Consider the following 23,782-nt stretch of genomic DNA (forward strand, 5'->3'; position numbering starts at 1 on the left):
TAATACTAATTATTCCTTGGCTCTAACTGTTGCTCTCTCCACAATCGTTAGCGGCAGCATAATTTCATTCGCTTCTTGCTCCACGCCGCCTTGAATCATGTTGATGAGATGCTCGGCCGCTATAGCGCCTTTTTCAGTTATATTTTGCCGGATTGTTGTTAATGGCGGGATAAACATCTTCGACATCGTGATATCATCAAAGCCAATAACAGAGATGTCTTCCGGAACTTTTTTACCCATGTCCATCAAGCTCCGAATCGCTCCGAATGCAACCATATCCCCTGTAGCAAATACTGCTGTGATTTCAGGAAACTTGTTAGCGATGAGCTGACCTGCAGCCACACCATGCTCATAACTCATGGATTCTTCAAACACATAGTCCGGGTTATAAAAGAAATTCGCTTCACGAATCGCACGTTTGTACCCGAGGAAACGTTTCTCAACAACACCGTCTTTACGAATCGCTCCAGTCACAAGTCCAATGTTGGAGTGACCCTTATCAATCAGATATTTGGTAGCCAAATATCCACCGTATTCGTCATCAATACCGATTCGCTTGAAGTAACTGTCGTTAATGTAACTATCGATCAGAACAATCGGGATATTAATCTTCTTAAAACCGTCATAAAACTGTTCCGGATAAATACCCATCATTATGGCGCCATCCAGATTACGCTGAACGGATAAATCCAGATAACTTTCCCCTTGGTTAACGCCAGATAACAAGAGGTGGTACCCATACTCGCGAAGCTTGCCCTCAATACCGCTTATCATTTCGCTGTAGAAAGGGTTTTCAAGTATAAGCTGTTTATGGGATTCTGTCTGTGGAATCACGATGCCAATCAACTTGGATTGGTTTTTGACTAAACTTCTCGCCGAGAAATCCGGTATGTAGTTTAAGGTTTCAATTATTTTCTTAATGCGCTCGATCGTCTCATTGGAGACTTTATCCGTTCTGCCATTTAATGCATAGGACACTGCGGCTGCTGAAACACCTGCGACTTTGGCCACATCTTTAATTGTTGGTTTCTTCATTCCTCTACCCTTCTTAGTTACACGTTTAACTAGATTATAAGACACAATAGTTGATATTACAATATGATAGCGCTATCTTTTTACCATTAAATTGATTTATCAGTTACGCGTTTAACTAAATTATTTTTAATGTCTATTTGAAATGGGCGAATTCCGTGCAACTTCATGCAGCGTCAGCCGTCTAATCAATAGTCAATGAACATCTGTTGGGGGTGCTTTTCGTATGAAAGTTAAGCGAAGATTGAAGATATACGCGGGGATCATCATTGCAATTGCAATTCTCCTGCTTGTTTTGAACATAACGCTGCAGCCTCCCCCTAAACCATCGAATCCTGCAGCTATCCTTCCAAGTACAACGATGCCAACAAACTCAGATCCTGTTCCTTCAAGCTCGCCAACCCCAGTTGTTCCAATCGACTTAAAACCAACGATGCGTTGGTATGATCCTGCATCTGTTCGTATCGGAGATCAAGTAGCCGCGTGGAAAATCACGGATAAGCAGCAAGAAACTTACGGTAAAGGATCTGTTGCCTACACCATGGAAAGTGAGGCAATAATATCCGGTTCGTTTATGGTTAACTACGAGGATGCAGATTACAATAGCAATCAAATAGTGTTTATTGCAGATGAGAAATCCTCCTTTGGATTACCTCAACCTCTAGTTTTTAAAGGACATTCCAACAGAATGATTCTGCATATACCTAAGTCCGAAGATCAGAGTAGATTCGGGATTCCTGGTTCTACGGGCCGTGCAACAATCGTCATCCATAAATACTTTTCGGTTTACGCTGATATCCTCGAAGGAGTTTCCGATGTCGCGGAGGTTAGCCATATTAAAAAGGTGGAAACTACGCCTCCCCCTGCCACGGAAATCGTACAAACTGAATTTAATAACACACTTCAAACTTTCCCTTTGTCTCCACTCGCTTTGGATGCTGGCAAAGAGACGGATGCTGTATCACTTAAACTCATGCAAGATTGGTTCAAGCAAGTTAACAATCAATTCACCAAAAGCTTAGGTTCCTTTCATTTCAAACGAATTAGCCCTGCACAAAAAGATCAACTTCAAGAGTGGCTTATGCAGTCTTTCACCGAAACCAAAGCCAAAGAAATACTTGCTATACACGCACCCCAATCAGGAATTCACCATCTTCTTTCCAGCAGTTCACTTGATCTTAAACCATTTGGTGAAGTCAAAGAAATTAAAAATCAGGAGCTCAAACTTGAAGATTCAGAGACATTAAGTTATACGGCTTTATACATCCTATCAGGCACCCATGATGCTCAGTTCACTTATGTTCTAAAACGTGTAAATGGGGCTTGGAAAATCCATCAATATGCGATGAAACTTATATGAAGAAAATGGCTTATTCCTTCCTTGACAAGCGTGTTTGTCAAGGCTGATGCCAAGCGACTTACATCCAAGACGTATGTTGTATAAAGTACATCAATGACTGATACTATCGTCTACTTTATAGGAAAAAAGCTGCTCCAACGCTCTGACCATCTTATCAGGCGATAGAACAGCTTCTTTTCATGAAGTCATTCTTCTATTTAGTTGTTATGGTAACCGTTCTGCTTGTGCCATCCCAAGCGACTTTGCCGCCAAAGGTTTCCCCGACGAAGCGAGCAGGCGCAAGTGTATAACCGTTCACCAGCTGAGCTGGCTCATCTAATTGAACAGCTTGGCCGTTCACATACACCGTTTTCTGATCAAGAGTTAGGCGTAACGTTGTACTTCCCTTTTTGGCTGTAACTGTTCTAGTAGCGGCCTCATAATCCACCGTTGCACCCATCGCTTCGAATATCGCACGCAGCGGCGTGAATGTTGATCCTTTTACAATGACAGGTGCCTGCTCAAATTTCTGCTCTTTCCCATCAATTTCAACAGATACTTGTGAAGATAAACCGAAGGTACGCAAGGCTGTTTGTTTACCAGCTTTATTATAAACCCTGATCTGAATGACGGAACCCTCCGGAACATCCCCGGCTCGCAGCTCCAGACCGTAAGGCAGATCTGTTTGAGAAGCAATTACTTGTCCGTTTAAGATATACTCTACTTTGCCAATGTAAACGTCAGGTATTTTGACAAAGGGAATTAACTTGGTTTGTTTCGTAAAAGCTTGATGATTCGCATCTACGGGTAAATAGCCCACACGATCAGTAGGTTTAGCTGCGTCTGTTACCTTGGAAAGCAAATAAGGATTAGCAATTAACTTGCTGTAGTAATTTTGGATCTCAGACGAAGTCGAAAGTGAATAGTCGTTTTTCGCGTTCTCCATCTTTTGATCGACATTAAAGTAAGTGATAGCCTTCAATCTTGGATATTTATAAGGCATAATCTCATATAAACGCTGCAGATTAAGCTTCGCCCATTCCGTGAAATCCTCGCCTGCCGAGTGCGCGTAATGCGGGACTCCTGTTTCACTTAACATTAACGGTTTACGGTCCGCATAGGTGTTGTAAAGCCTCGTTAACCTCTCTACACTGCTCGTAGAAATCATAGAAGGAAGAGACGGATCCCCATTTTCATAAGGCTCAATATATAAGCTAACTCCAACCCAATCTACATAAGCATCCCCCGGATAATAAGGGTCAATATCATTCGCTGGTACATCGCCAGGACTCCAAACCATCGCGACATTCGGTGCTTCAGCAGCGAATACATCGTGCAGCATACGGAATTTAGCAATATATTGGGCAGGGTTTCCGTGCCATTTGACCCAAGCTCCATTCATTTCCCCAGCAAAACGCAAGAAGATCGGGATCCCTGCCGCTTTGGCATCTTGTGCCCATTTACGCAAATAGGTGCCGTCTGTAACCGGATCTAGGCCATCGTCAGGTTCCCATGCAATTTGCAAAGCGCCACCTGCATCTTTAGCTCTCTTCGCATACATAGCAGGGAATTCTTGACCCCAGTGTGCATAGGCCAAATAAATCGCGTGCTTTTTACCATAAACCGTTTCCATTTTCGTAAAAATATTACCTACCTTGGGATCCTGTTCGGAGTACACCCCCAGATAAGTGCCATATGTAGGTTCAAACTTGGCCAATTGACTGTTCTTAGGCAGGGCTAATTGTTGTACCGTCGTCTCATTACGATCCTGTCTATACAATTCAATCGTTGTTCGAATTTGATCGGCACGCTGCAGCTTTACAGCCCCCCAATCTTTCCCGGCTTTTACCCAATATTCATTTTCGGATTCGTAAAAGCTAATCGCTTGATCGTAATCACCGATTGTATCGTAATAGGCGGCCAAGTTTCCATTGAATAAAGCTGCATTCTCCCATTCTCCCGTGCTCGCGTAGTGATTAGCCAGGAATTTCCAATGCGGCACAGCCTCATCTTTATTCCCACTTGCACGAAGTGATTCTGCTTTCTGCCAGTGATCCCATACGATGTCTGCACGAGCAGGCGCCGGCGCACTTGCTAGACTAGCTACGATAATTCCTACAGCCAACGTCATAATTCCGATTCTTTTTTTAGTGATTTTCAAGATAAGATGACTCCCTTCGACCCTGTTGTAAGTTTTTATGTCCATAACTAATACGTTTTGAATGGAATAAAGTAGCATTTTGTCGAAAAATAAATAAAAAAGCAAAAAACCAATGTGACTGGGCCCATTGGTTTTTGGATGAAATGATAGTATTTACTTAGAGGATTTAACTAGTACAGCGCGAGTGCGTTTACGTTGTTCATCTGTTAATTGCTGAACGTAGGAATAGTTACCTCGCGGAGCAATCCCTTTAATCGCGCCTGCTTTAAAAGTTCCGCCTGCTGCCGGAATGGCAATGCGTAACCCGTACGTGGACATTACTGTACCAATTGGATTACTAATCGAACGGAGGCCATCCGCTGTACCTGCGAAATTGAGCGCCGCTGCGAAGCGATCCGATGCGCGAAGCCATACAGAACCGGAATCACCAGGGAGCGAAACAGCACCCGTATTCCCACGAATAACCGATTGATTTCGGAACAATAATGTCCCTAAAGTTCCTCCATAAGAAACACGTACATCCACATTATTGGCTTCTACTGTTCCTCTGACAAACCCAGTTGTACGACCCGATTTAAACACTTGAAGACCGACAGGGTAGCTTAACAAGTGACCAGGAACTGTAACGAGCTGCCCCGATGCACTGACTAAGTATCTTGGATTCAATAAACTATTAGAAAACGGCAGAGCTATCGCTGAATCTTGGAAATTGACTTCACCCGGACGCAATCTCACGAATTGAAAGGCTCTCCCTATGGTATTACCGGCAATCGCTGCATCCGCTGGCCCTGGTTGCACAGTTGCTGAGAAGGCTGTGGAGTTGTTTTTAATGAGAACATGGTTGTTGCTCAGAATATAAAGCTGGTTGTTTTTAATCACTATGACGCCTGCTGTTCCTGTGGAGAATGGATCCGGTTTACCAATACTTACTCCCCCGGGGACAGGACGAATTCTATTGCGAAACAATGTTGGCCGGATGGCTTTTGGTTTAGAAGATGAGACACTCGTTTTAAACTTCCCTGAAGGGACAAACCGAACGGGAACTGCCTTGCCTGCTTTAGCAACCATTCCTTTAAGGCTGCTCAAACTGGAGGGGACGGTTTTTTGATGCGTGTAAACAATAACGCCTGCTCCGAGTGACGGTTTACTGGGATCAGCATAGCCAACACCCACTGCCATGACCTCGGATCTTTTTAGTAAAACGGGGGAAATTCTGTTCTTGTGTTTTAGCGCCTCATGAAATGTAGCCATTCTCATTCTCCTCTTCCTTAAAGATGTTGCAGTGTATGCCAACTTGTACGAGTCGGTTTGATGACTTCACCTAAAGATGATTTGGAGGATGTAAAAAAAGGCTAACGAAGTGGAGCGTCGTTAGCCTTGGATAGGGATATTAATTTGTGAATAAAATACTAGATTCTCTATGGCTTATGATTCATTTGTCACTTCATGCTTTATAATCTCGGAAGTTAATAGGACATGTAGTTAACAAATGTTCACCTTCCTAAGTAAATTCTGAGCAGTATACAAGAAGAAGCTACAGTTCCTCAACGACAATGCGACTCCCGCGCCCAGATGGCTCTGCTGGAAGGACGATTAATTTACGAGCTAGACGAGCACGGAGCTCTGGAACGTGGGAAATGACGCCCACGGCTAGACTATCCATATGAAGCTTCTCTAGCGCACCAATGACCATGTCCAGCAGCTCTTGGTCAAGCGTACCGAAGCCCTCATCGAGGAAGAAGAATTCCAGCGGGTATTCCCCCTTCAGCTGGATCTGTGCCGAAAGCGCGAGCGCTAACGCCAGCGAGGTAAGGAACGTTTCACCGCCCGACAGGGTGCTTACTGGGCGTTTTACCCCGCCGTTGGCATCATCACGGATGACGAAGCCTCCTCCGGAGTCGACCTCAATCGCGTAGCGTCGACGCGTTAATTCACCTAGCCGCTCTGAAGCAGCGCGGCTAACTTGCATGAGCTGCTCTTCGGCGAGGTATTCGACGAAGGCATTGGCCTTAAGGACGGCTTGCAGCTTGCCAAGCCGTTCCAGCTGCGTTGCCTGTTCGGCACGACGCGCCTCAAGCTCGCACCACCGCGCATGCCGCGTAGCGAGCTCGCTCGCGCCTTGCGCCGCCTTTGCCCGCGTCTCGAGCGCGGCCTCGGCGGCCGCTTTCGCGGCGCTCAGCTGCGCCTGCGACTGCGCCCACTCGTCCGCGCTCAGCACGCGGCCCTGCAGCTTCGCTGCCAGCTGCGCCAGCTGGGCGCGCAGCGCCTGCTCGCGCTCGCGGTGCTCCGCCGCGAGCTGCGCCCACTGGCGGCGCTGCTCGGGCGCCAGCGCCGCGGCTTCTGCGGCTTCGCGCGTCGCGAAGCCGTTATCCGTGAGCGCGCCGTGCAGCGCGCGCTCGGTCTGCGCCAGCTGCCGCGCGGCGGCGGCGGCGGCTTCGGCGGCGGCGCTGTAGCGCTGCGCCGCCAGGAGCTGCTCGCGCTGCGCAGCAGCGTGCGCGAGCTTGGTCATCTGCGCGAGCTGCCGCAGCTGCTCTAGCGCGGAGGTCGCCTCCGCGATGAGCTGCGGCACAGCCGCGCCGGGCGCGCGCAAAGCGAGCTGCCGCGACTTGTCAGCGGCGAGCTGCGCCAAGCCCTGCAGCCGTTCATGCAGCTGCAGGGCAGTACGATCCTGCTCCAGTGCGGCGCGCTGGAGCTCGTCGATCTTCCCGTTTAGCTCGTCAAGAAACGGGATGCTCTTCTCAATTCGGCCGCGGAGCTCCTCGGCTAATCGCTCATTGGCAAGAAGCAGTTCAAGCTGCTGGTCTACGTCTATCCAAGAAAGTTCCGCATAACGCTCCTGCCAACCTTTTAATTGCTCACCTAGCGTTGTTGTTATTGAAGCTAACCTGCTATCCGATTCTGATAACAAGCTCACAGCCGCTTGCATCTGAGCATCTGCTTGCACGAATTGTTGTGCGAGAAGCGCATGCTCTTTCTGCATACTTTGGAAAGAATGCTCAAGTTCTTCAGACTGGGAAATACAGGTAGACAGGCTTGCCTCCATAACTTTCCATTCCTCATGCAAAGCCTCAAAACTTATATCTTCATGAAGCTCCCCAAGATTGGCATTAGCTTCTTCTTCTTTCCCAACAGCTGCCTCACCCCAAGCCATAGAGGATTGTTCACTGGTCAATTCAGCTTGTTCCTGACCGGATGCAGCTAAAACCACCGCCAAATCAACGGACTGCCGATGCACTGCAGCCAATCTGCGCAGCAGCTGCTGTCCCGTGAATTGACGCTCTTTTGCATGCTGAATTAGCTCTTCTACTTGTCGAATCAGCTCTTCATTTGCCCCCAGATCATAGGCAGTTTCAACGGGCACTCCCCTATGCAGCTTTAATGGATGTTCTGTCGCACCACATACAGGGCAGTGTTCCCCATCCGCAAGCTCACTGGCAAGAATCGCTGCCAAAGCATGACGCTCTTGCATTTTCCAACTCAACTTCTGCCTCTCTTTGTAAGTTTGTAAAACAGGTACGAACTTGGTGAATGCTGCACTTTGCAAGTTAACCACACTACCCGTTTCCTGCAACTCCTTCAGCCATCCTGACAATTTAACCTGACAGGCTTGCCGCTTGGCTGCCAACTGCAATTGACTTTGTTCCACTACCAAGTAAGCGCCAGCTTTTTCTTCTCTGGCCTTCTTAGCTTCAAGCTCTTGGGCTTGGAGTTGTTCAATTGCCTTCTTTTCTTGAGAAGCAGATTGTAATAGTTGTCTGGATACAGATGTGGTTTCCACCATTTTCAGCTGCTCTTTAAGCTCAGTTTGTTTAAGGATTGCTTTTTGTTTTGTTTCTATGTTTTTACTCACTTCAGCCTGCAAATGCGTTAAAGTTGCCTTGATTTCAGCTTCTTGATTCTGAGTGATTTGAATTTGACTTTGAACTTGTTCAAGCTCTTGCTGAATGACTAGAGCCTGCTGCAGTTGGTCCAACCGCAATAAAAGCGGCCCTTCCTGTAAAGCCAGCTCTTGCTGCGCATGTTCAAATTTGTGAACAGCTTGCTGATACGATGTTTCAGCTGTCTGCTTTGAAGCTTCTGCAATCTCAAGCTGCGTCTTCCCTGTCAACACATCTTCGGAAGCCAAAACATGCTGTTCCAGATAGGGCCTCACCTTTTCAGCCTGCTCTGCTTTTTGAAGAAGGAGCTCCTTCTCGAGGATTAACGGCTCTTGTTCCTGCTGCTTTTGCTTTTCTTGTTCCAGCGTTTTTTTCTCCATCTGCCACTGAAACACCTGCTTATGCTCGTCATAAGACTTTTCCTGCTGCTCCAAATGATGACGACTTCGAACCGCCTCTTGTTCTGCTTCCAGAAGTTTGGCATTGGCCTCTTCTAGCGCTCTCTCTGAAGCATCACCAAGCCCCTGCTGCTCTGCAGCGAGCTGCTTTACTGTGCTGTCCGTTTCTTTCACTTTGGAACTAACCTTCGCGCTCAAATGATCCCCATACTGTTCAAGGTGAAATAGCCTCTGCAGCATTTGCCTGCGATCCTTGCCGGTCAACGTCAGAAATTCTGCAAATTTCCCTTGCGGGAGCACGACAGCTCTCGTAAAGTCCTGCATAGACAAACCCAGAATATGCTGTACCTGCTGATTCACCTCACCCGCTTTATCCGCAAGTACAATGGTCTCAGTCCCTTTGATATGTAAAAGCCGAGTAATGGTCCCGTTTATGGACATCTCCGCTCCGCGCTTGAATTGCCTCTCGACACGATAACGCTCAGTGCCAGCCGCATTCGTCAGCTCAAACGTAAAAGAAACGAACAGCGTCTGCTCCGCATGATTCATAATCGCTTGCGTGCCACCGCTTGCTCTTTCCACTTTGCCATATAACGATAGCGTGATCGCATCAAGAATGGATGATTTCCCACTGCCCGTTGGCCCAAATATGCCAAACACGCCCGCATCCACTAATTGGCTAAAATCGATCGTCTGCATTTCTCGATAACTCTGAAGTCCGGACATTTGCAACTGAATTGGACGCATACGCTTGTCCTCCTTTCATAAAAGCACTAGAGCTTGTTATATGTTCCATCTGTTTTTTTCTTTGTTAACATCAAAATCAGTCTTATTCCCCAGCAGCATCCGCCAAATCCTTCTCCTGCAGCAGCTCCAAAAATAACCGAACCAATTCTGGTTCAGGCTGAGCGCCGCCTGTTTGACGAGAGTAGAAACGCGTGAAGTGCTCCTCCATCGACAGATCAGATCTGGATACCACGGCTCGAACAGCCTCCATCTCCGGGTAAATTGGCCGAATATGTATAAAGCCTTCGTATGCTTTGCGCAGCGATTGAATCTGTTCGATAGACATGGCTTCTGTCATTGTGACTTCCAAATCGATCCAGGCAGAAGCATCGCGTTGTTCATCCAGCCATTGATGTACTTGCCCAATTCCTTCTTTGGCTTTCCAACTCACAAGAGGGCGGCCCGAAGTAAGAAATATTTCCTTAGGCTCTGCAGCTTGTCCCGGAGCTAGATCGAGTACTGTGACCGACTTCGCTTGGCCTGCTTCCGAGAAGCTGTAGGCGATAGGGGAACCGCAGTAACGGATAGGAGACGCTGCTTTCACATTTTGCGGTCTATGCAAATGGCCAAGCGCAACATATTGCGCTCCTGCCGTCAGAGCATTCGTATCTACCGTATAGGCGCCCCCTACTTGGATGGGACGTTCCGATTCAGTTTCATGACCGCCAAGAACATACAAATGGCTCATGATCAGATTCACTGTGCCGACTTCAAAAGAAGCCGCTTGTTTACGAATAAGTGCACCCACGCGTTCGGAATATTTGCTGCGTAGTACTTCCTCCTCGGCAACATCCGAAAGCAGCTCCTTGAGTCGTGATTCCGACGGGTACGGCAGCGCAATCAGACGTGCCAGCTCACCTGTTCTTGCAATACCAATCGACTGAATGTCAGGGGCCGGTAAGCCAATAATCGTGATCCCTTGTTTAGCCGCAAGCGGACCTGATGCTGCAAGCCGATCCGGATGATCATGGTTGCCGGAGATTATGGCCACTTGGCGCTTACCGCCATCAGCCAATCTGGCAATGCCTTCATAGAAAAGCTGTTCAGCAGCAGCGGGAGGATTTACGCTGTCATAGATATCTCCTGCGATCAGAACTAAATCGATGGCTTGATCTTGAACAATCTGCACAAGCTCATCCATGAAAGCCGTCTGTTCCTCTAACCGGCTGCGTCCTTCAAGTGTACGTCCAAAGTGCCAATCGGCTGTGTGTAGAATTCGCATAACTCAACTCCTTTCTAAACATTTCATATGCTCCGTATCTATCTATCACCTTTTACATCTCCAACAATTTCGCCCCGTCAAAGAAATACAAGAACTTCCCTATCACAGGACGCTTCCAAATATGTTCCACGGCTCGGGTATACAGTGTTATTTGCTTCTCATAACGCACCATCAGCTCTGCGTCACTGTTTCCCTTTACCGCATCCGTTTTATAATCAACTAACACGAGTCCTAGCTCGTCTTCGAATAAACAATCGATAACCCCTTGAATTAACACGGTCTCACCTATCGTGGAGCGGTCAGTACCCATGTAAACCTCATCCGCGGGCAGTCCGTAGCTAAAGGGCACCTCACGCTGCACGTTCGCAGCTTGTACCATTCTTTTACCAACTTCTGTTTCGAAAAACTTCAATACAACCGGAATATCTACAACATCACATTGCTCCTGAGTAAGCGTTTGTTTATTCAGCATCTCCTCAAGAGTTGCCTGGATGCTTGATACCGTTGGCGATTCCTGCAGAGATAGATTTTGCATAACAGCATGGACAACGGTCCCCTTTTCAGCTGCAGTTAGCTTTTTCTCTTCCATGAATCGAGGCCTGCGCCATACAGCAGTCTTTGGCTTCACCTGCGATTCATACAAAGCAGCAGCTTCTGCTCCAGTCGGGAATTCCATTTCTCCCGCTATTCGATTCCGTTCAGACAAACGCTTCATTTCCGATACTGTGGTCTTAGCAAAATGCTTTGGCGCATCCGGATATTCGTATGTCCACGAGAGCCGATCCTCCAACCAATCCTTCCATCTACCCGCCGTAGGTACAGAATGACTTTGATGAACGGCTGACATTCGTTCTGCGTCGGGTAACACACTTTCAGCTTCCAACTGTTCTTCCATTTGTAAGCTCTCGGGCTGGATAACCGTTAACTTCCATTTTGAAGGATCTTGCAACAGACGCACGCTAGAAGATGCCTCACTAATGCCCAGGCGTTCTCTCCACAGAGCCGCATCTGGATGACGAAGCAGGGCAGGTCCGACCCAATCAAGATAGCTCCTTGCCTTCGCCAATTCAAAGTCCGGCAAATACCAATCTGTCCTAGACAGATGACGGCCCCACCCACGCAGCAGCTTATCGAGTGATTTCACAGTGCCAAGTAAATACAGCTTTTCTCTCGCCCTTGTGAGAGCAACATACAAGACGCGCATTTCCTCTGCAAGCAGCTCTAGCTTCATTCTTCTTTTGATAGCTAAGGAAGGCAGTGTCGGATAGCTTACACGCAAATTCGTATCCACAAAACGAGGTCCAAAGCCGAGCTCTTTATGCAGTAAAAACGCGTCATTCAAATCACGTTGATTGAACATTTTGGCCATTCCTGCCACGAATACAACAGGGAACTCAAGCCCCTTACTTTTATGAATGGACATGATGCGAACCACATCTTCTTGTTCACCGAGCGCACGCGCTGTGCCTAGGTCTCCGCCACTCTCTTTCATTCGTTCGATAAAACGCAGGAAGCGGAATAATCCCCGTAGAGATGTGCTTTCATATTGTCTTGCACGATCGTATAACGCTCTTAAATTTGCTTGTCTTTGCAAACCACCAGGTAGTCCCCCGGCGAAATCGTAATAACCCGTTTGTCTGTAGATGCTCCAAATTAAATCGGCAAGTGAGCCTTGTCTAGCGTCATTCCGCCACTTTTCTAGAAGCCCAAGAAAATGGTTCAGCTTTTGTAAAAGAACTTCGTTATCATCCGACTCTGCACTTTTAACTACCTGTAAGACAGACTCGTAAAAAGGCACTGATTTATCCGCGACCCTGATTTGCGCTAAATCCTCAGCGGTTAGCTGAACAACCGGTGAACGCAGTATGGCCGCTAATGGCACATCCTGATACGGATTGTCGATGACTTTCAACAAGGAAAGCATCACTTCTACTTCTGTTGCAGAAAAATATCCGGTGCTCAGTTCCGCATAGGCCGGTATCTCCTGCTTTTTGAGTTCTTCAATGATGACAGGAGACCACGCCTGCGTCGCCCGCAGCAAAATGACGATATCGCGATAGGTCGCAGGACGATCCCCGCCCGTTCTTTTATCAAAAACCTGAAAAGCTTCCTGTCCTCCAGCACCAAGTAATTCTCGGATTTGGCGGGCAATCGCGCGCGCTTCCAGCTGCGCTGTTTCTAGTTCTTGCGCTTCTATTACGGGATCAGAGGCTCCTTCGGCCCCCTCTCCAAAAGCTTCTGATTCTTGATCATCGGTATCATCAGTGAACGATTCACTTTTGTCTGGCACTTCCGTCCCACGATCGACAATCAGCATTTCTACCGAACAGTCGGAAGCAGATGGCGGATAGCCCGCTCCGTATACAAGTTCTGCGCGCTCATCATAAGCGATTTCACCAACAGTTTCGTTCATCATTTGTTTAAAAAGAAAATTGACCGCATCGACAACCTGAATGCGACTGCGGAAATTACGCGCCAAATCGATTCTTCCGCCTTCTGCAGACGTTTCTGGCGCTTCATCCTTATTGGAACGGTACGCCTTATACTTCTCCAGGAAGAGACCTGGCTCAGCAAGACGGAACCGATATATACTCTGTTTCACGTCGCCTACCATAAATCGATTGCCAGGCTTCGTATTCGAGATTAGTTCAACAATAGCTTCCTGTACGCGGTTCGTATCCTGGTATTCATCCAGAAGTACTTCCACGAATTGTCTGCGATAAGCCTGAGCAGCCTCGGATGGAATCAGTTCCCCGGGAATAGAGCCCTCTGCGCTAAGAATTTGTAAACAATAGTGCTCCAAATCAGCAAAATCGATCAAACCCTTAGCTTGCTTAGCTTCTTGATACCGCTGTCCGAAATCAACAACCAGATCCACTAACGTATGAAGCAAAGGAGCCATTTCGGCAATTTCTTGATGGAATTGTTCAGGTGTACGCCCGAACAGTTCTTCCTTCATTTTGTTAATTTGCTCTTTGGCTTTATTGCGCAGTTCTTTGACTTCCTCTTGCAGCTCTTTGTCATAGTCATCGCCTTTGCATGCTTTGAGCTTGCCAAACTCGACAGTCTGGAAACCAAGATACAAGACGGACCACGGATAGGTGGTCGTTTCACGCAAATTGTTTACGAGCAGCAGATCTTCTCGCAGATTGTCCAAATACGGGGCTGGACCTCCAGGCGATTCAGCGATCTGCTGCGCTTGCCGCAGCAGATCAGCGGCTCCTTCCAGCTCTAAAGACAGGTCGCGGATCAGACTCTGCTCCCAGATCGAATAGTCCGCTGGCGCAGTCGCTGCGGCAACGTAAGGCAGCGCCTCCTGCATAACGGAGGCTGCCTCATCCGGCACGTCCTGCGGTACCTGCGGCGCCGGCGGTCCAAACATCGAAGCCGTCGCTCTGAGCCAGTACTCCGGCCACGGATGACTGCGCGATACATCATACAGCTTCTGAATAAGCTGCATGATCGCGTCGTCGTTGCGCTCGCCGCTGAACGAATCGACCAGCCGCCAGAAGGCGCTGTTCTCTCCGCTCACGGCGTAGTACTGCTCAAGCATTTCGCCTAACAGGTCTTGGCGAAGCAGGTCAGCCTCCGTCTCGTTTGCGATACGGAAGCCCGGGTCTAACCGAATGAGGCTGAAGTAACGTTGAACAACTTCCAGACAGAAGGAATGCAGCGTTGTAATCGATGCGCGTCCCATCAGTGCGAGCTGCTTGCGCAAATGCTGCGAATGCGGCTGCTTCATCAACTCTTTTTCCAGTGCTTCACGAATACGATGCTTCATCTCAGATGCCGCTGCCTTGGTAAACGTCGCGACCAGCAAACGGTCAACATCAATCGGCTCCCACTCATTGGATATCCGGCGTATAATCCGCTCGACGAGTACGGCGGTTTTGCCTGAACCAGCAGCAGCGGCAACAAGCATGTTTTGACCCTTGAGTGTAATTGCATCCCATTGATCATCCGTCCATGTGCTGCCGGGTGGCTTAGACTGTTGTTGTTTATTCACGTATGTACGCTCCTTTCTGCTTCTATGATTGGCTCACATTTTGCTCCAGATCGGACCAAAGCTGATCTTTGCCCCGTTGTTTGAGCTGATGAACCTCATTGCCTTCAAATAACGGATCAAATTGACAAATCGATTTATACGAACAATGCAGACAGGCTGTTTTTTTACCCAAACGGTACGGAGCAATATCTACATGTCCATCCGTGATACCCGTTCCGATCTGTTTGACCTGTTTCCGCACATATTTACGAAGTGTATCCCACTGTTCATCCGTTGCTACTGAAGAGGTTGAATAGAAGGTTCCGTCCTTCTTCAAGGCAACTGGGATAAGCTGTGAGTGACCTGCACTCTTCACCAGCTCATCGTCCATCATACCGGCTACTTCCGCATCAGCTGTGATTAGGCCTTTCATTTTATACCGTTTGCGCAGCTCCTTCTCCACTTCAGAGGGGTCGAGGGCATTTTTTTGCTGGAGCATCGGATTGTGCACATGGAAATAAAGCACGCCTGCCGGCCTCGCTGCAATACCCAACCACTGCTCCGCATGCGTAATAATAACATCCAAATACGTCAGCATCTGCAGGGAAAGACCGTAATACACCTCAGATAACTGTAAGGAAGTTTGACTCGATTTATAGTCAATAACACGCAAAAGAACGCCTTGCTCGCCATCCGCTCGATCCACTCGGTCAATTCGACCGATAATTTCCATGGTGCAGCCATTATCCAACTCGAAGGTCAGTGATGGCAATTCTTTGCCAGGTCCAAAATCAATCTCCAGCCCCAGTGGCTGGAACTGTCCATGCTTGGCATGTTCACCGAGCACAACTGCTGCTCTGCCTACAACCTGCTTCAGTTTTCTTGCTATGTAAGCATAACGGCTTGAACTTAACAGAATTTCTCCTTGGAGCCTTGGCGCGAGCTCGTCCACGACCTGAGCGGAACGCTCCATGCATTGCTCAGCTGTAAGCGAGCCCCAGTCGAGCTGATCCTGCTGGAGCTTTTGGACAAACTGATTTAGCGCTGCGTGAAACAATTGCCCAATGTCCGGAGCATCTAGTCGATAAACCCGTCTTTCCTGCAGTCTTAAGCCATGGGACACGAAATGCGAGAAAGGACAAGCCACATACTTCTCCATTCTCGAAACACTTGCACGTAAATTTTGCCCATATAGAAGCTTACTTGTCTTCGAACTAAGGCCATTCTCTTTATTCGTATATTGCAGCGCCTGAACTAATGATTGCAGCTTCAGCTGCCATGCAGGCTGCTCGGCATACCAATTGTACGTTTCCCACCAAAGGTCAGCCATTCGTCCACCTAGCATCCAATGCTTCATGCGGACAGCCAAATAGGAGATAGCTTGAATAGGGTGTGAAATATAAGCCGCCTGTTCGCCTTCTGGTGATTCAGCTGCTGGTTCAGCAAGTAAAAGCGGGGCTTCTGTTCCCGGAAAAAGCTGACGCATTTGCTTGATTAGCTCCGAAGGCAGAAGGGATTTCCCTTCCTCATCGGCAAGCGGATAGCTCATCCAAAGCCTTTTACCTGGCACGGTTAACGACGTGTACACAATAAACTGCTCGTCCAGCAGCTTGCGTCGACTGCCATCGGCCATTGGCAAGCCTGACTCTGTCAGTACACTTCTTTCCGCTTCCGTAAGGACGCCCTTTTCATCCATTTGAGCAGGGATAATACCATCGTTGACGCCCAAAATGTAAGCATATCGAATCCCGCTGGAACGTGTCCGATCCATGCTTCCAATCAATAGCTGATCCATCGAGGGTGGTACTAAGCCAAGCTTCATGCTCTCCATACCCGTCTCAATTAGTCCGTTAAAAAGCTCCAGACTCAAGTCGTCTTCCCCCATCGTCTCCACCAATTGATCGAGCATATCCATGACGCTATCCCACATTTGGCCATGCTCTCGCGCTTTTTCTGGCTTCCCATCTTGGATCGCTTGCTCACTCCATGCCTCTAATTTCTCAGGAGCCTGAACAGTGACCAGAAGCTCATATAGCGCTTCAACCTGATCTTTAACGGAGCTTGCTTGCTGTAAACGTTTCGAAAAGGCAAGGAGCGGTCTTACTACCCACGCTTTGCTCGTATTTAAGGACTGCAGCTCTGCCGTTTGCTCCTGTACACCATCGTCCGTTTGCTCCAAATTAGCTCGGAATTTAAAGGTCCATGGCTTGCCGTCCGTCCATCTGTACCCTTGAATGCCGAAAGCAAGCACATAATTCTCTAATTTATCCAGCTCCGTCCGCTGGGAAGCTGCTTCGATCGGCAGCAGCAGATCCGTCTTGACACATCGAAATACGGCATCGTAATGCCAATTGTGCTGCACAACCTCCAAGGCTGAGCGAATGAATTCAACGAGTGGATGATGAAGAACTGAACGCTTTTGGTCGAAAAAGTGAGGAATGTCATAATCGGTCAAAACTGCTTTTAACAAATCCTGATAGCCCTCCATGTTCCGTACCATGACCGCAATTTCCCGCCATCGAACTCCTTGTTCACGAACCAGTTGCAGCATATCCCTTACGGCACCCTCAACCTCAGCACGACGATGGACAGCCTCTCTAATAACAAGCTGGTCGCTTAATTTCTCGTTTGGCGCAGGCTTATATTGCCCAGCACCGCCGCCTATACGTCGATCAAACTTCCGCTCTAAATAGCCTAGAGCCGGACTATCTTCATAGCGCGGCGAAGTTTCAGGAGCCATAAGATGAACTTCAGCTGCCGGTAAACCAAGCTTCCATATAAGATCTTGTATCCGCACCATCGTCATCGCTGTAGGGTGAAACAAATCCAGCTCATCGGGCGTATCTCCAGCCTGCAGCTCACGATCAAGACAAAGTGTAACGGTCACCTGTTTGCATGCAGCGAATAGCGCGCCAAGCACCGCAAACTCTTGCGGCGTAAAGCCGTGAAAACCATCGATCCATACCGATGCCGACCGCAAATAAGCGGAATTCGGTATTTGCTCCGCCAACAGCGTTAAATAATCCTCGCCGTCCAAATACTGACGGGAAAGCTCAGATTCAAATTGCCGATAAACCAGCCCTATGTCATGCATTTTATCGCGCAGCAACCCGCTCTCTCCGAGCGTAACCACACGTCTATTCTCGTGTTCTTCCAGCTGCTTAGCGGTTACACAATACCGTTTCATTTCTGTGAAAAGCTGATTCAGCCGGTCTACGAAACCCATTTGCTCCGCCGAATGACCGAATAGGTGAAGCTTGTCTTTATATTTATGTAAAATGCTGGTTAGCAGCAATTTCTTGCCTGTATCATCAATGGGCAGCCTCGCTGTGCCGCCTTCTTCTTGCATGACACGCCATGCCAAACGGTGAAAGCTTAACACCTGAGCGCGGATCATTCCACGAATGCTTGGATCAGAGACAAGCGCATGCTCCGCCTGAAACGTTGCTTGCTCAGGAACGAGTAAAATAAGCGGATGACCTTCCGGCTCTGCCGCCAAATGCTGCTTCATCTCTGTGAGACAGCGTTCGCTTTTGCCACTTCCAGCTCTGCCGATTAGGAATCGAATGGACATATACAGGGCCTCCTTAGTGCTTTCCTTGGAAAACTTGCTTCGTAAGCATATTCTTTGTTCTCATATCTCTCCTATTCTATCATACTTTTGGTAGAAAAGAGGTGTGGGAGATGATGGGCTTTCGCAAAAACAAATAAGCTGTTCCCTCGCCATTAGGACCGAGAGATCAGCTTATTTGTCTTATATGATTTTTTTCTAATCTATACGGCTGACTGCTATTTTGTACTTTTCATACCACTGTTCCCAATCAGCTTTTGGAAAGTCCATGGGGTGTCCATCCAATAAAGCGTACATCATATCGAGGCAAATGTGCCAACCAGATAAATCTTTGGGTGTATGATCGGTTATTGCGCTAATAAACTCATTTAATACGAGTAAACAGCCTTCCGGTTTTGGGTATAATTCGAAGCGAACTCGATCCTTACCCCACTCGAATTCCAGGACGGAGTATGGCTTGAAATCTGTAATTTTCATATCGATAAATGTCCCAGATTCGTCCTTCATATCAAATTTGATATTTCCCCCAATGCGAAGATCCTCAACTTGGAGATTAGACATCCATCTGGCGAGCTTATCATTCTCCGTTAAAGCAGCCCAAACTTTTTCAACGGAATGTTTGAGTGGACGATCGAAGCGAGCGATATAGTCACCTTCAACTTTTTGTATGGAAGCTAACATATTCTTTATTCCTCCTCATCTAAAAACTGTTCAATCGCATCCAGCCTGTTCGAGCAAACTTGACGATAAGGCTCTAGCCAATTATCAATTTCTACTAACGGTTCTGCACGTAAATGGTAAATATGCTTCTGTGAATCCTTGCTAATCGTCAGTAAGCCTGCTTCCCGCAATATGCGAAGATGTTTTGATACGCCTGGGTTAATGGCTTTATTCTGATTTCGCATGATAATAACCGTCCTGTTTTTATTATATAACCACACGGTTATATTACCATAGAGTTATATAGTTTCAAGTTTGAGCAACACAAAAAAAGCAAGGCTTAGTTGCCTCACTTAATTAGATATTATGGCTGTTGCAAAGCAGCAGGCATCTCGCCTATATAAACCGATTGCGGACGAAAAATGCGATTACAGCTTGCCTGTTCTAACAAATGAGCCGTCCATCCGACCATACGGCTAGCTGTAAAGCTAGGAGTAAATAAAGATTTCGGCAAAGCGATGGCCCGCATAACAGCCGCTGCATAAAATTCTACATTCACATACAATTTCCGTCCAGGTTTATAGACAGCCAACAAATCGACGGCCAACTTTTCAACGTGAATTGCAAGTTCGAACCATGGATCCTCTGAAGCTAATTCCGTCATGATTTGCCTTAGCGCTTCCGCTCGAGGGTCGCTCGTTTTATAAATGCGATGTCCAAAACCCATCAGTCGATTACCTGTTTCCAGCTGTTCAGTCAACCATGATTCCGCACGATCTTTGGCTCCTATTTCATCCAGCATATGAAGGACTTCAGATGGCGCTCCGCCATGAAGCGGCCCTTTCATCGCGCCAATCGATGCACAGAGAGCTGAAGCAATATCAGATTGTGTAGACAGCACTACACGTCCTGCAAACGTAGAAGCATTCATTCCATGTTCCATAGCTAATATGAAATAAGCCGTTAACACTTTAACATGTACAGGCTGCGGTTCTGTGCCAGTTAGCATGTACAAATAATTGGCTACATGATCCAGCTCTGGATTAGGTTCAATGGGCTGAAGTCCCAATGACTGTCGATACTTATAAGCAATAATGGTTGGCAGCAAAGCTGTGTAAGCCAAGACTGATTCATATTGGGGAGGCCAAGCAGCTTCCTTCACGGACTCTGTTCCTAGAAACGAGATCGCTGTACGAAGCACACTCATCATATCACTTTCCAGTGGCAGCAAGTTTAAAGCCGCTTTCAATGTTTCGGGCAAACGCCGATGCGCCGACCATTGGGCTCTGAAATGAACAAGTATCTCCTCTGTTGGCAGCTCACCATGCCAGAGTAAATAAGCCACTTCTTCGAAACTCTTATCCAAGGCTAACTTCTTAGCCTCATAGCCGCGATATACAAGATATCCTTTCTCCCCATCCACCAAGGACAATTCTGTTTCTGCTGCAATAATGCCTTCTAAACCAGTTACGGATGCCATACTGTCATCTTCCTTTCGATGAGAAGTGAAATTGTTCTTCTCTCATCTTAGTCGGTAATGACAATTTCATCCAATCGGATTTTCCTTTCATCTCGATAAATAAAATTCAATAAAATAAATGTATCGATCATATAAATTTATCGATATGACTTCATTTATGATACCGCTATTCTTCTTCGTAAATCATTTTAACGGTCATCCCACCGTCAATAGTTAGATTCTGGCCGGTGATGAATCCAGCCTTTTCATTGGATAAATACAGACAAGCAGCCGCGATATCCTCCGGTTTCCCCACCCGGCCTACTGGGTGCTGCTTTCGATCTGTTTCTGAATGGACAACGATTTCCTTCCGAGAAGAGAGCTGCCATTCTCTTACTTCGATCCAGCCTGGAGATATCGAATTCACACGTATTCCATAGCCGCCTAAACTAACGGCCATAGCGTGCGTTAATGCAGCAATTCCACCTTTGGAAGCGGAATATGCCTCCGTATTCGGTTCTGACATGAACGCCCTCGTGGATGCTATGTTAATGATTGAACCACCCTTACCGTTCTGCTTCATGATTCTGGCGGCGGCTTGCGAACAGAGAAATGCCCCTCCCAAATTAACGGAAATCACTCGTTGAAACTGCTGTATCGTGAGCTCTAAGACATCAGCATTGTGCATAATCGCTGCATTATTAACCAGAACATCGAGACCACCCAAATCAATAGCCGTAAGTTCAATCCAGTGCTGTACTTCTTCTTCCTTCGATACGTCCAATTTCATGAACATCGCATCATCCGTGTATGGACGCAGAAGCTCAATCGTTTCCAAGCCAGCATCTTTATCGACATCCGCAATTGAGATACCATATCCTTCCTGAGCAAAAGCCACGGCAATGGCGCGTCCTATACCTTGACCTCCTCCAGTAATTGCTGCAATTTTCCTCATAGAGTACCTCCTCCCTAGTAGGTTATTAAGCCTTTTTCCATGACTTTACCATGCCCAAAAAATCGGATAGCATTTAACTTTTGAGGAAATTAATAGGGCCCCCGAATATGATCTTTCACCTTATCCTGATAAAAGTTTTGAATACGTTCCAGCTCCTCTGGTGTGAACGAAGGAACATGTACTGTACCGAGGTTATCCTCTACCTGACGTTCGTTTTTAAACCCTGGAATTACGCAAGTAATGTCCGGATTGTCCAGAATCCAGCGCATTGAAGCTCGGGCCATATTTCCACGGCCTTCCGCAATCCAAGCCAGCTCCCTAGCCAGCTCAACACCTTTATTGAAGGGCAGTCCTGCGAACGTTTCACCCACGTTGAACTGGGCACCGTCTGCATTGAAACTCCGATGGTCATCCGCAGCAAATGTGCTCGTTTCTGTAAATTTCCCGGTCAGTAGCCCGCTTGCCAAGGGTAATCTTACAAGAATTCCTACGCCCGCTGTTTTCGCCTTTGGAAATAACTCTTCGGCAGGTTTTTGGCGGAACAAGTTGTAAATAACTTGAAGCGCCTTCACGCCAGGAATCCCGATAGAGAATAAGCCTTCCTCAACCGTCTCTACACTCACCCCGTAATGGCGGATTTTGCCTTCTCTTTTTAGCTTGTCGAGTACTTCGAACACATGTCCATCCTTCAAAATAGAAAGTGGCGGACAGTGAATTTGATACAGATCGATTCTTTCACGTTTCAATCTTTTCAAGCTGCTCTCACAATAGTGACGCACCGATTCCTCGGAATACGTACTAAGATCGTGCATATCGCCGGCGCGGCAAAACTTCGTAGCAACATAAATGTCATCTTCTTTTCCTTTGGTGGCTTTAGCTAAAAGCTCCTCCGCATGGCCAGAGCCATAAACATCGGCCGTATCAAAAAAGTTTACCCCCGCATCCATTGCGTGATGTAGACCTTTCAGCGCCTCATCATCATTTGAGTGTCCCCATCCGCCCCCAATTCCCCATGTACCGAAGCTAACTTCACTAACTTGAAGCTCTGTGTCTCCCAGTTGACGATATCTCATACGCCTCTCCTCCTTCGTGTTATTGCTCACAATTTGTGTGAAGATTATTCAACATATCTAATCTGTTTCCTTTGGCTGATAGCTAACAAAAGCCAGATGCCTGCTGTCGGGCGACCAAGGATTGACGTTGATTGTACCCTGCCCCCCAAACAGCTTAACCAGCGTACGAAATTCTCCACCAGCACTAGACATCAGTCGAAGTTCTACATGCTTATTCGCTGGATGGTCTCCAGGGGCGACATCATCCTTGTAGTAGGAAATATAGGCTACGGATTCTCCATTGGGAGAGATATGCGGGAACCAGCTGTTGCTTTCATCAAATGTTATTTGTGTCTGTTCACTGCCGTCAGCATTCATTCGCCATACCTGCATAAGGCCAGTACGGACTGAGTTGAACCAAATGTGCATGCCATCCGGCGAGTATTCGGGGCCGTCGTCAAGACCGGGAGAATCAGTCAGTTGCGTTTCAACACCGCCGGTTACTGGAATGGTATAAATATCATACTGCCCGTTCCGTTCGGCGCAATAAGCTAATGTGCTGCCGTCTGGCGACCAGCCATGCAAATAGCTGGGTGCCATTGGTGTGATGAGGACCGGACTGCCGCCATTCAAGGGCAAAACATAAATGCGCGAATGACCGTCCTCCTGAGTATGGTGACTTACCGCAATGAGAGTATTGTCTGGTGACAGCACATGGTCGTTGTTACATTGCGTGGCATATCCCGTATCAATAATCGTACTTTCTAGCGTGGCAATGTCGAAGGAATAGAGGCGACCTAGGCTGTTATAAATGAGCCGCTTACCGTCAGCCGTCCAGTTAGGCGCTTCGATTAGCCCGTTGAATCGGGTCAATACCTTTCGTTCGCCAGTCTGAATATCCACAGTTTCAAGGGTACTAATTACATTTCGACCTAAGATTTTGTTAGGTTGCTTTAAAGTATTCATCTGTTGTTTGCTCCTTTGCCATTTCATTGTTTGAAGTGGGATCGCAACTTTAAGAAAAATTACAATAGGTATGTATGTATTCAAGTGTTTCTTCTCTATTACCTTCTTTCCATCCTATACAAATTTGGTTATAGACAAAAAGGCCTTAACCTGAAATGGTTAGGCACTTTTGCTGCAATGATGTATTTCATCGTTAGATTCAAGTTGAGGTAGCATTATGATTGCTGCAACGATGTTTTTCATCGTTAGATTCAAGTTCAGGTAGCATTGTGATTGCTGCAACGATGTTTTACATCGTTAGATTCAAGTTGAGGCAAC

Annotated in this window: 14 protein-coding genes; 1 reads left to right on the forward strand and 13 read right to left on the reverse strand. The window is 47.3% G+C overall.

The features are described from left to right. Positions 1 to 9: 9 nt before the first annotated feature. The gene (locus tag ASD40_RS09800) at positions 10 to 1,035 is read right to left on the reverse strand and encodes a LacI family DNA-binding transcriptional regulator (protein ID WP_057303109.1); all 1,026 of its coding nucleotides are present in this window, start codon (positions 1,033 to 1,035) and stop codon (positions 10 to 12) included. A gap of 223 nt (positions 1,036 to 1,258) precedes the next feature. Between ASD40_RS09800 and ASD40_RS09805 the strand changes: the two genes are divergently transcribed. Further along, the gene (locus ASD40_RS09805; protein WP_057303110.1) at positions 1,259 to 2,392 is read left to right on the forward strand and encodes a hypothetical protein; all 1,134 of its coding nucleotides are present in this window, start codon (positions 1,259 to 1,261) and stop codon (positions 2,390 to 2,392) included. A gap of 193 nt (positions 2,393 to 2,585) precedes the next feature. On the opposite strand, the gene ASD40_RS09810 is transcribed toward ASD40_RS09805, so the two are convergent. The 12 genes from ASD40_RS09810 to ASD40_RS09865 form a co-directional block, all read right to left on the reverse strand. Beyond that, a complete protein-coding gene (locus ASD40_RS09810; protein ID WP_057303111.1) occupies positions 2,586 to 4,532 on the reverse strand; it encodes a stalk domain-containing protein in 1,947 nt (648 codons plus the stop codon). 153 nt (positions 4,533 to 4,685) lie between these two features. Continuing rightward, positions 4,686 to 5,783, reverse strand: a complete 1,098-nt coding sequence (locus ASD40_RS09815) for a S1 family peptidase (protein ID WP_235549211.1) — start codon at positions 5,781 to 5,783, stop codon at positions 4,686 to 4,688. Positions 5,784 to 6,066: 283 nt separating this feature from the next. Continuing rightward, positions 6,067 to 9,555 (reverse strand): AAA family ATPase, encoded by a 3,489-nt coding sequence (locus tag ASD40_RS09820; protein WP_057303113.1) that lies wholly within the window; start codon positions 9,553 to 9,555, stop codon positions 6,067 to 6,069. A gap of 82 nt (positions 9,556 to 9,637) precedes the next feature. Then, positions 9,638 to 10,816, reverse strand: a complete 1,179-nt coding sequence (locus ASD40_RS09825) for an exonuclease SbcCD subunit D (RefSeq protein ID WP_057303114.1) — start codon at positions 10,814 to 10,816, stop codon at positions 9,638 to 9,640. Positions 10,817 to 10,868: 52 nt separating this feature from the next. Next, entirely contained in the window at positions 10,869 to 14,822 is a 3,954-nt protein-coding gene (gene addA, locus ASD40_RS09830; RefSeq protein ID WP_057303115.1) for a helicase-exonuclease AddAB subunit AddA, read from the reverse strand. A 22-nt stretch (positions 14,823 to 14,844) separates the two neighbouring features. After that, positions 14,845 to 18,375: a helicase-exonuclease AddAB subunit AddB gene (gene addB, locus ASD40_RS09835; RefSeq protein ID WP_057303116.1), complete on the reverse strand. Its 3,531-nt coding sequence runs from the start codon at positions 18,373 to 18,375 to the stop codon at positions 14,845 to 14,847. Between the two features lie 195 nt (positions 18,376 to 18,570). After that, positions 18,571 to 19,053 carry an SRPBCC family protein gene (locus tag ASD40_RS09840; RefSeq protein WP_057303117.1) on the reverse strand — a complete coding sequence of 161 codons (483 nt, stop codon included), beginning with the start codon at positions 19,051 to 19,053 and terminating at the stop codon, positions 18,571 to 18,573. A 5-nt stretch (positions 19,054 to 19,058) separates the two neighbouring features. Continuing rightward, positions 19,059 to 19,277 carry an ArsR/SmtB family transcription factor gene (locus ASD40_RS09845; protein WP_235549212.1) on the reverse strand — a complete coding sequence of 73 codons (219 nt, stop codon included), beginning with the start codon at positions 19,275 to 19,277 and terminating at the stop codon, positions 19,059 to 19,061. A 119-nt stretch (positions 19,278 to 19,396) separates the two neighbouring features. After that, positions 19,397 to 20,512: a citrate synthase/methylcitrate synthase gene (locus ASD40_RS09850; RefSeq protein WP_057303118.1), complete on the reverse strand. Its 1,116-nt coding sequence runs from the start codon at positions 20,510 to 20,512 to the stop codon at positions 19,397 to 19,399. Between the two features lie 166 nt (positions 20,513 to 20,678). Further along, complete coding sequence (locus ASD40_RS09855) at positions 20,679 to 21,446, reverse strand: glucose 1-dehydrogenase (protein WP_057303119.1); 768 nt, start codon at positions 21,444 to 21,446, stop codon at positions 20,679 to 20,681. An 89-nt stretch (positions 21,447 to 21,535) separates the two neighbouring features. Then, positions 21,536 to 22,519 carry an aldo/keto reductase gene (locus ASD40_RS09860; RefSeq protein WP_057303120.1) on the reverse strand — a complete coding sequence of 328 codons (984 nt, stop codon included), beginning with the start codon at positions 22,517 to 22,519 and terminating at the stop codon, positions 21,536 to 21,538. A gap of 57 nt (positions 22,520 to 22,576) precedes the next feature. Continuing rightward, positions 22,577 to 23,464 carry a TolB family protein gene (locus ASD40_RS09865; RefSeq protein ID WP_057303121.1) on the reverse strand — a complete coding sequence of 296 codons (888 nt, stop codon included), beginning with the start codon at positions 23,462 to 23,464 and terminating at the stop codon, positions 22,577 to 22,579. Between the last annotated feature and the right edge of the window lie 318 nt (positions 23,465 to 23,782).

Origin of the sequence: Paenibacillus sp. Root444D2, assembly GCF_001426375.1 — a bacterium.
Classification (GTDB): domain Bacteria; phylum Bacillota; class Bacilli; order Paenibacillales; family NBRC-103111; genus Paenibacillus_E.

Coding starts and splice junctions, on each gene's coding strand:
- ASD40_RS09800 (WP_057303109.1), bottom strand. CDS start 1,035: ATGAAGAAACCAACAATTAAAGATGTGGCCAAAGTCGCAGGTGTTTCA.
- ASD40_RS09805 (WP_057303110.1), top strand. CDS start 1,259: ATGAAAGTTAAGCGAAGATTGAAGATATACGCGGGGATCATCATTGCA.
- ASD40_RS09815 (WP_235549211.1), bottom strand. CDS start 5,783: ATGGCTACATTTCATGAGGCGCTAAAACACAAGAACAGAATTTCCCCC.
- ASD40_RS09820 (WP_057303113.1), bottom strand. CDS start 9,555: ATGCGTCCAATTCAGTTGCAAATGTCCGGACTTCAGAGTTATCGAGAA.
- ASD40_RS09825 (WP_057303114.1), bottom strand. CDS start 10,816: ATGCGAATTCTACACACAGCCGATTGGCACTTTGGACGTACACTTGAA.
- addB (WP_057303116.1), bottom strand. CDS start 18,375: ATGTCCATTCGATTCCTAATCGGCAGAGCTGGAAGTGGCAAAAGCGAA.
- ASD40_RS09840 (WP_057303117.1), bottom strand. CDS start 19,053: ATGTTAGCTTCCATACAAAAAGTTGAAGGTGACTATATCGCTCGCTTC.
- ASD40_RS09845 (WP_235549212.1), bottom strand. CDS start 19,277: ATGCGAAATCAGAATAAAGCCATTAACCCAGGCGTATCAAAACATCTT.
- ASD40_RS09850 (WP_057303118.1), bottom strand. CDS start 20,512: ATGGCATCCGTAACTGGTTTAGAAGGCATTATTGCAGCAGAAACAGAA.
- ASD40_RS09855 (WP_057303119.1), bottom strand. CDS start 21,446: ATGAGGAAAATTGCAGCAATTACTGGAGGAGGTCAAGGTATAGGACGC.
- ASD40_RS09860 (WP_057303120.1), bottom strand. CDS start 22,519: ATGAGATATCGTCAACTGGGAGACACAGAGCTTCAAGTTAGTGAAGTT.
- ASD40_RS09865 (WP_057303121.1), bottom strand. CDS start 23,464: ATGAATACTTTAAAGCAACCTAACAAAATCTTAGGTCGAAATGTAATT.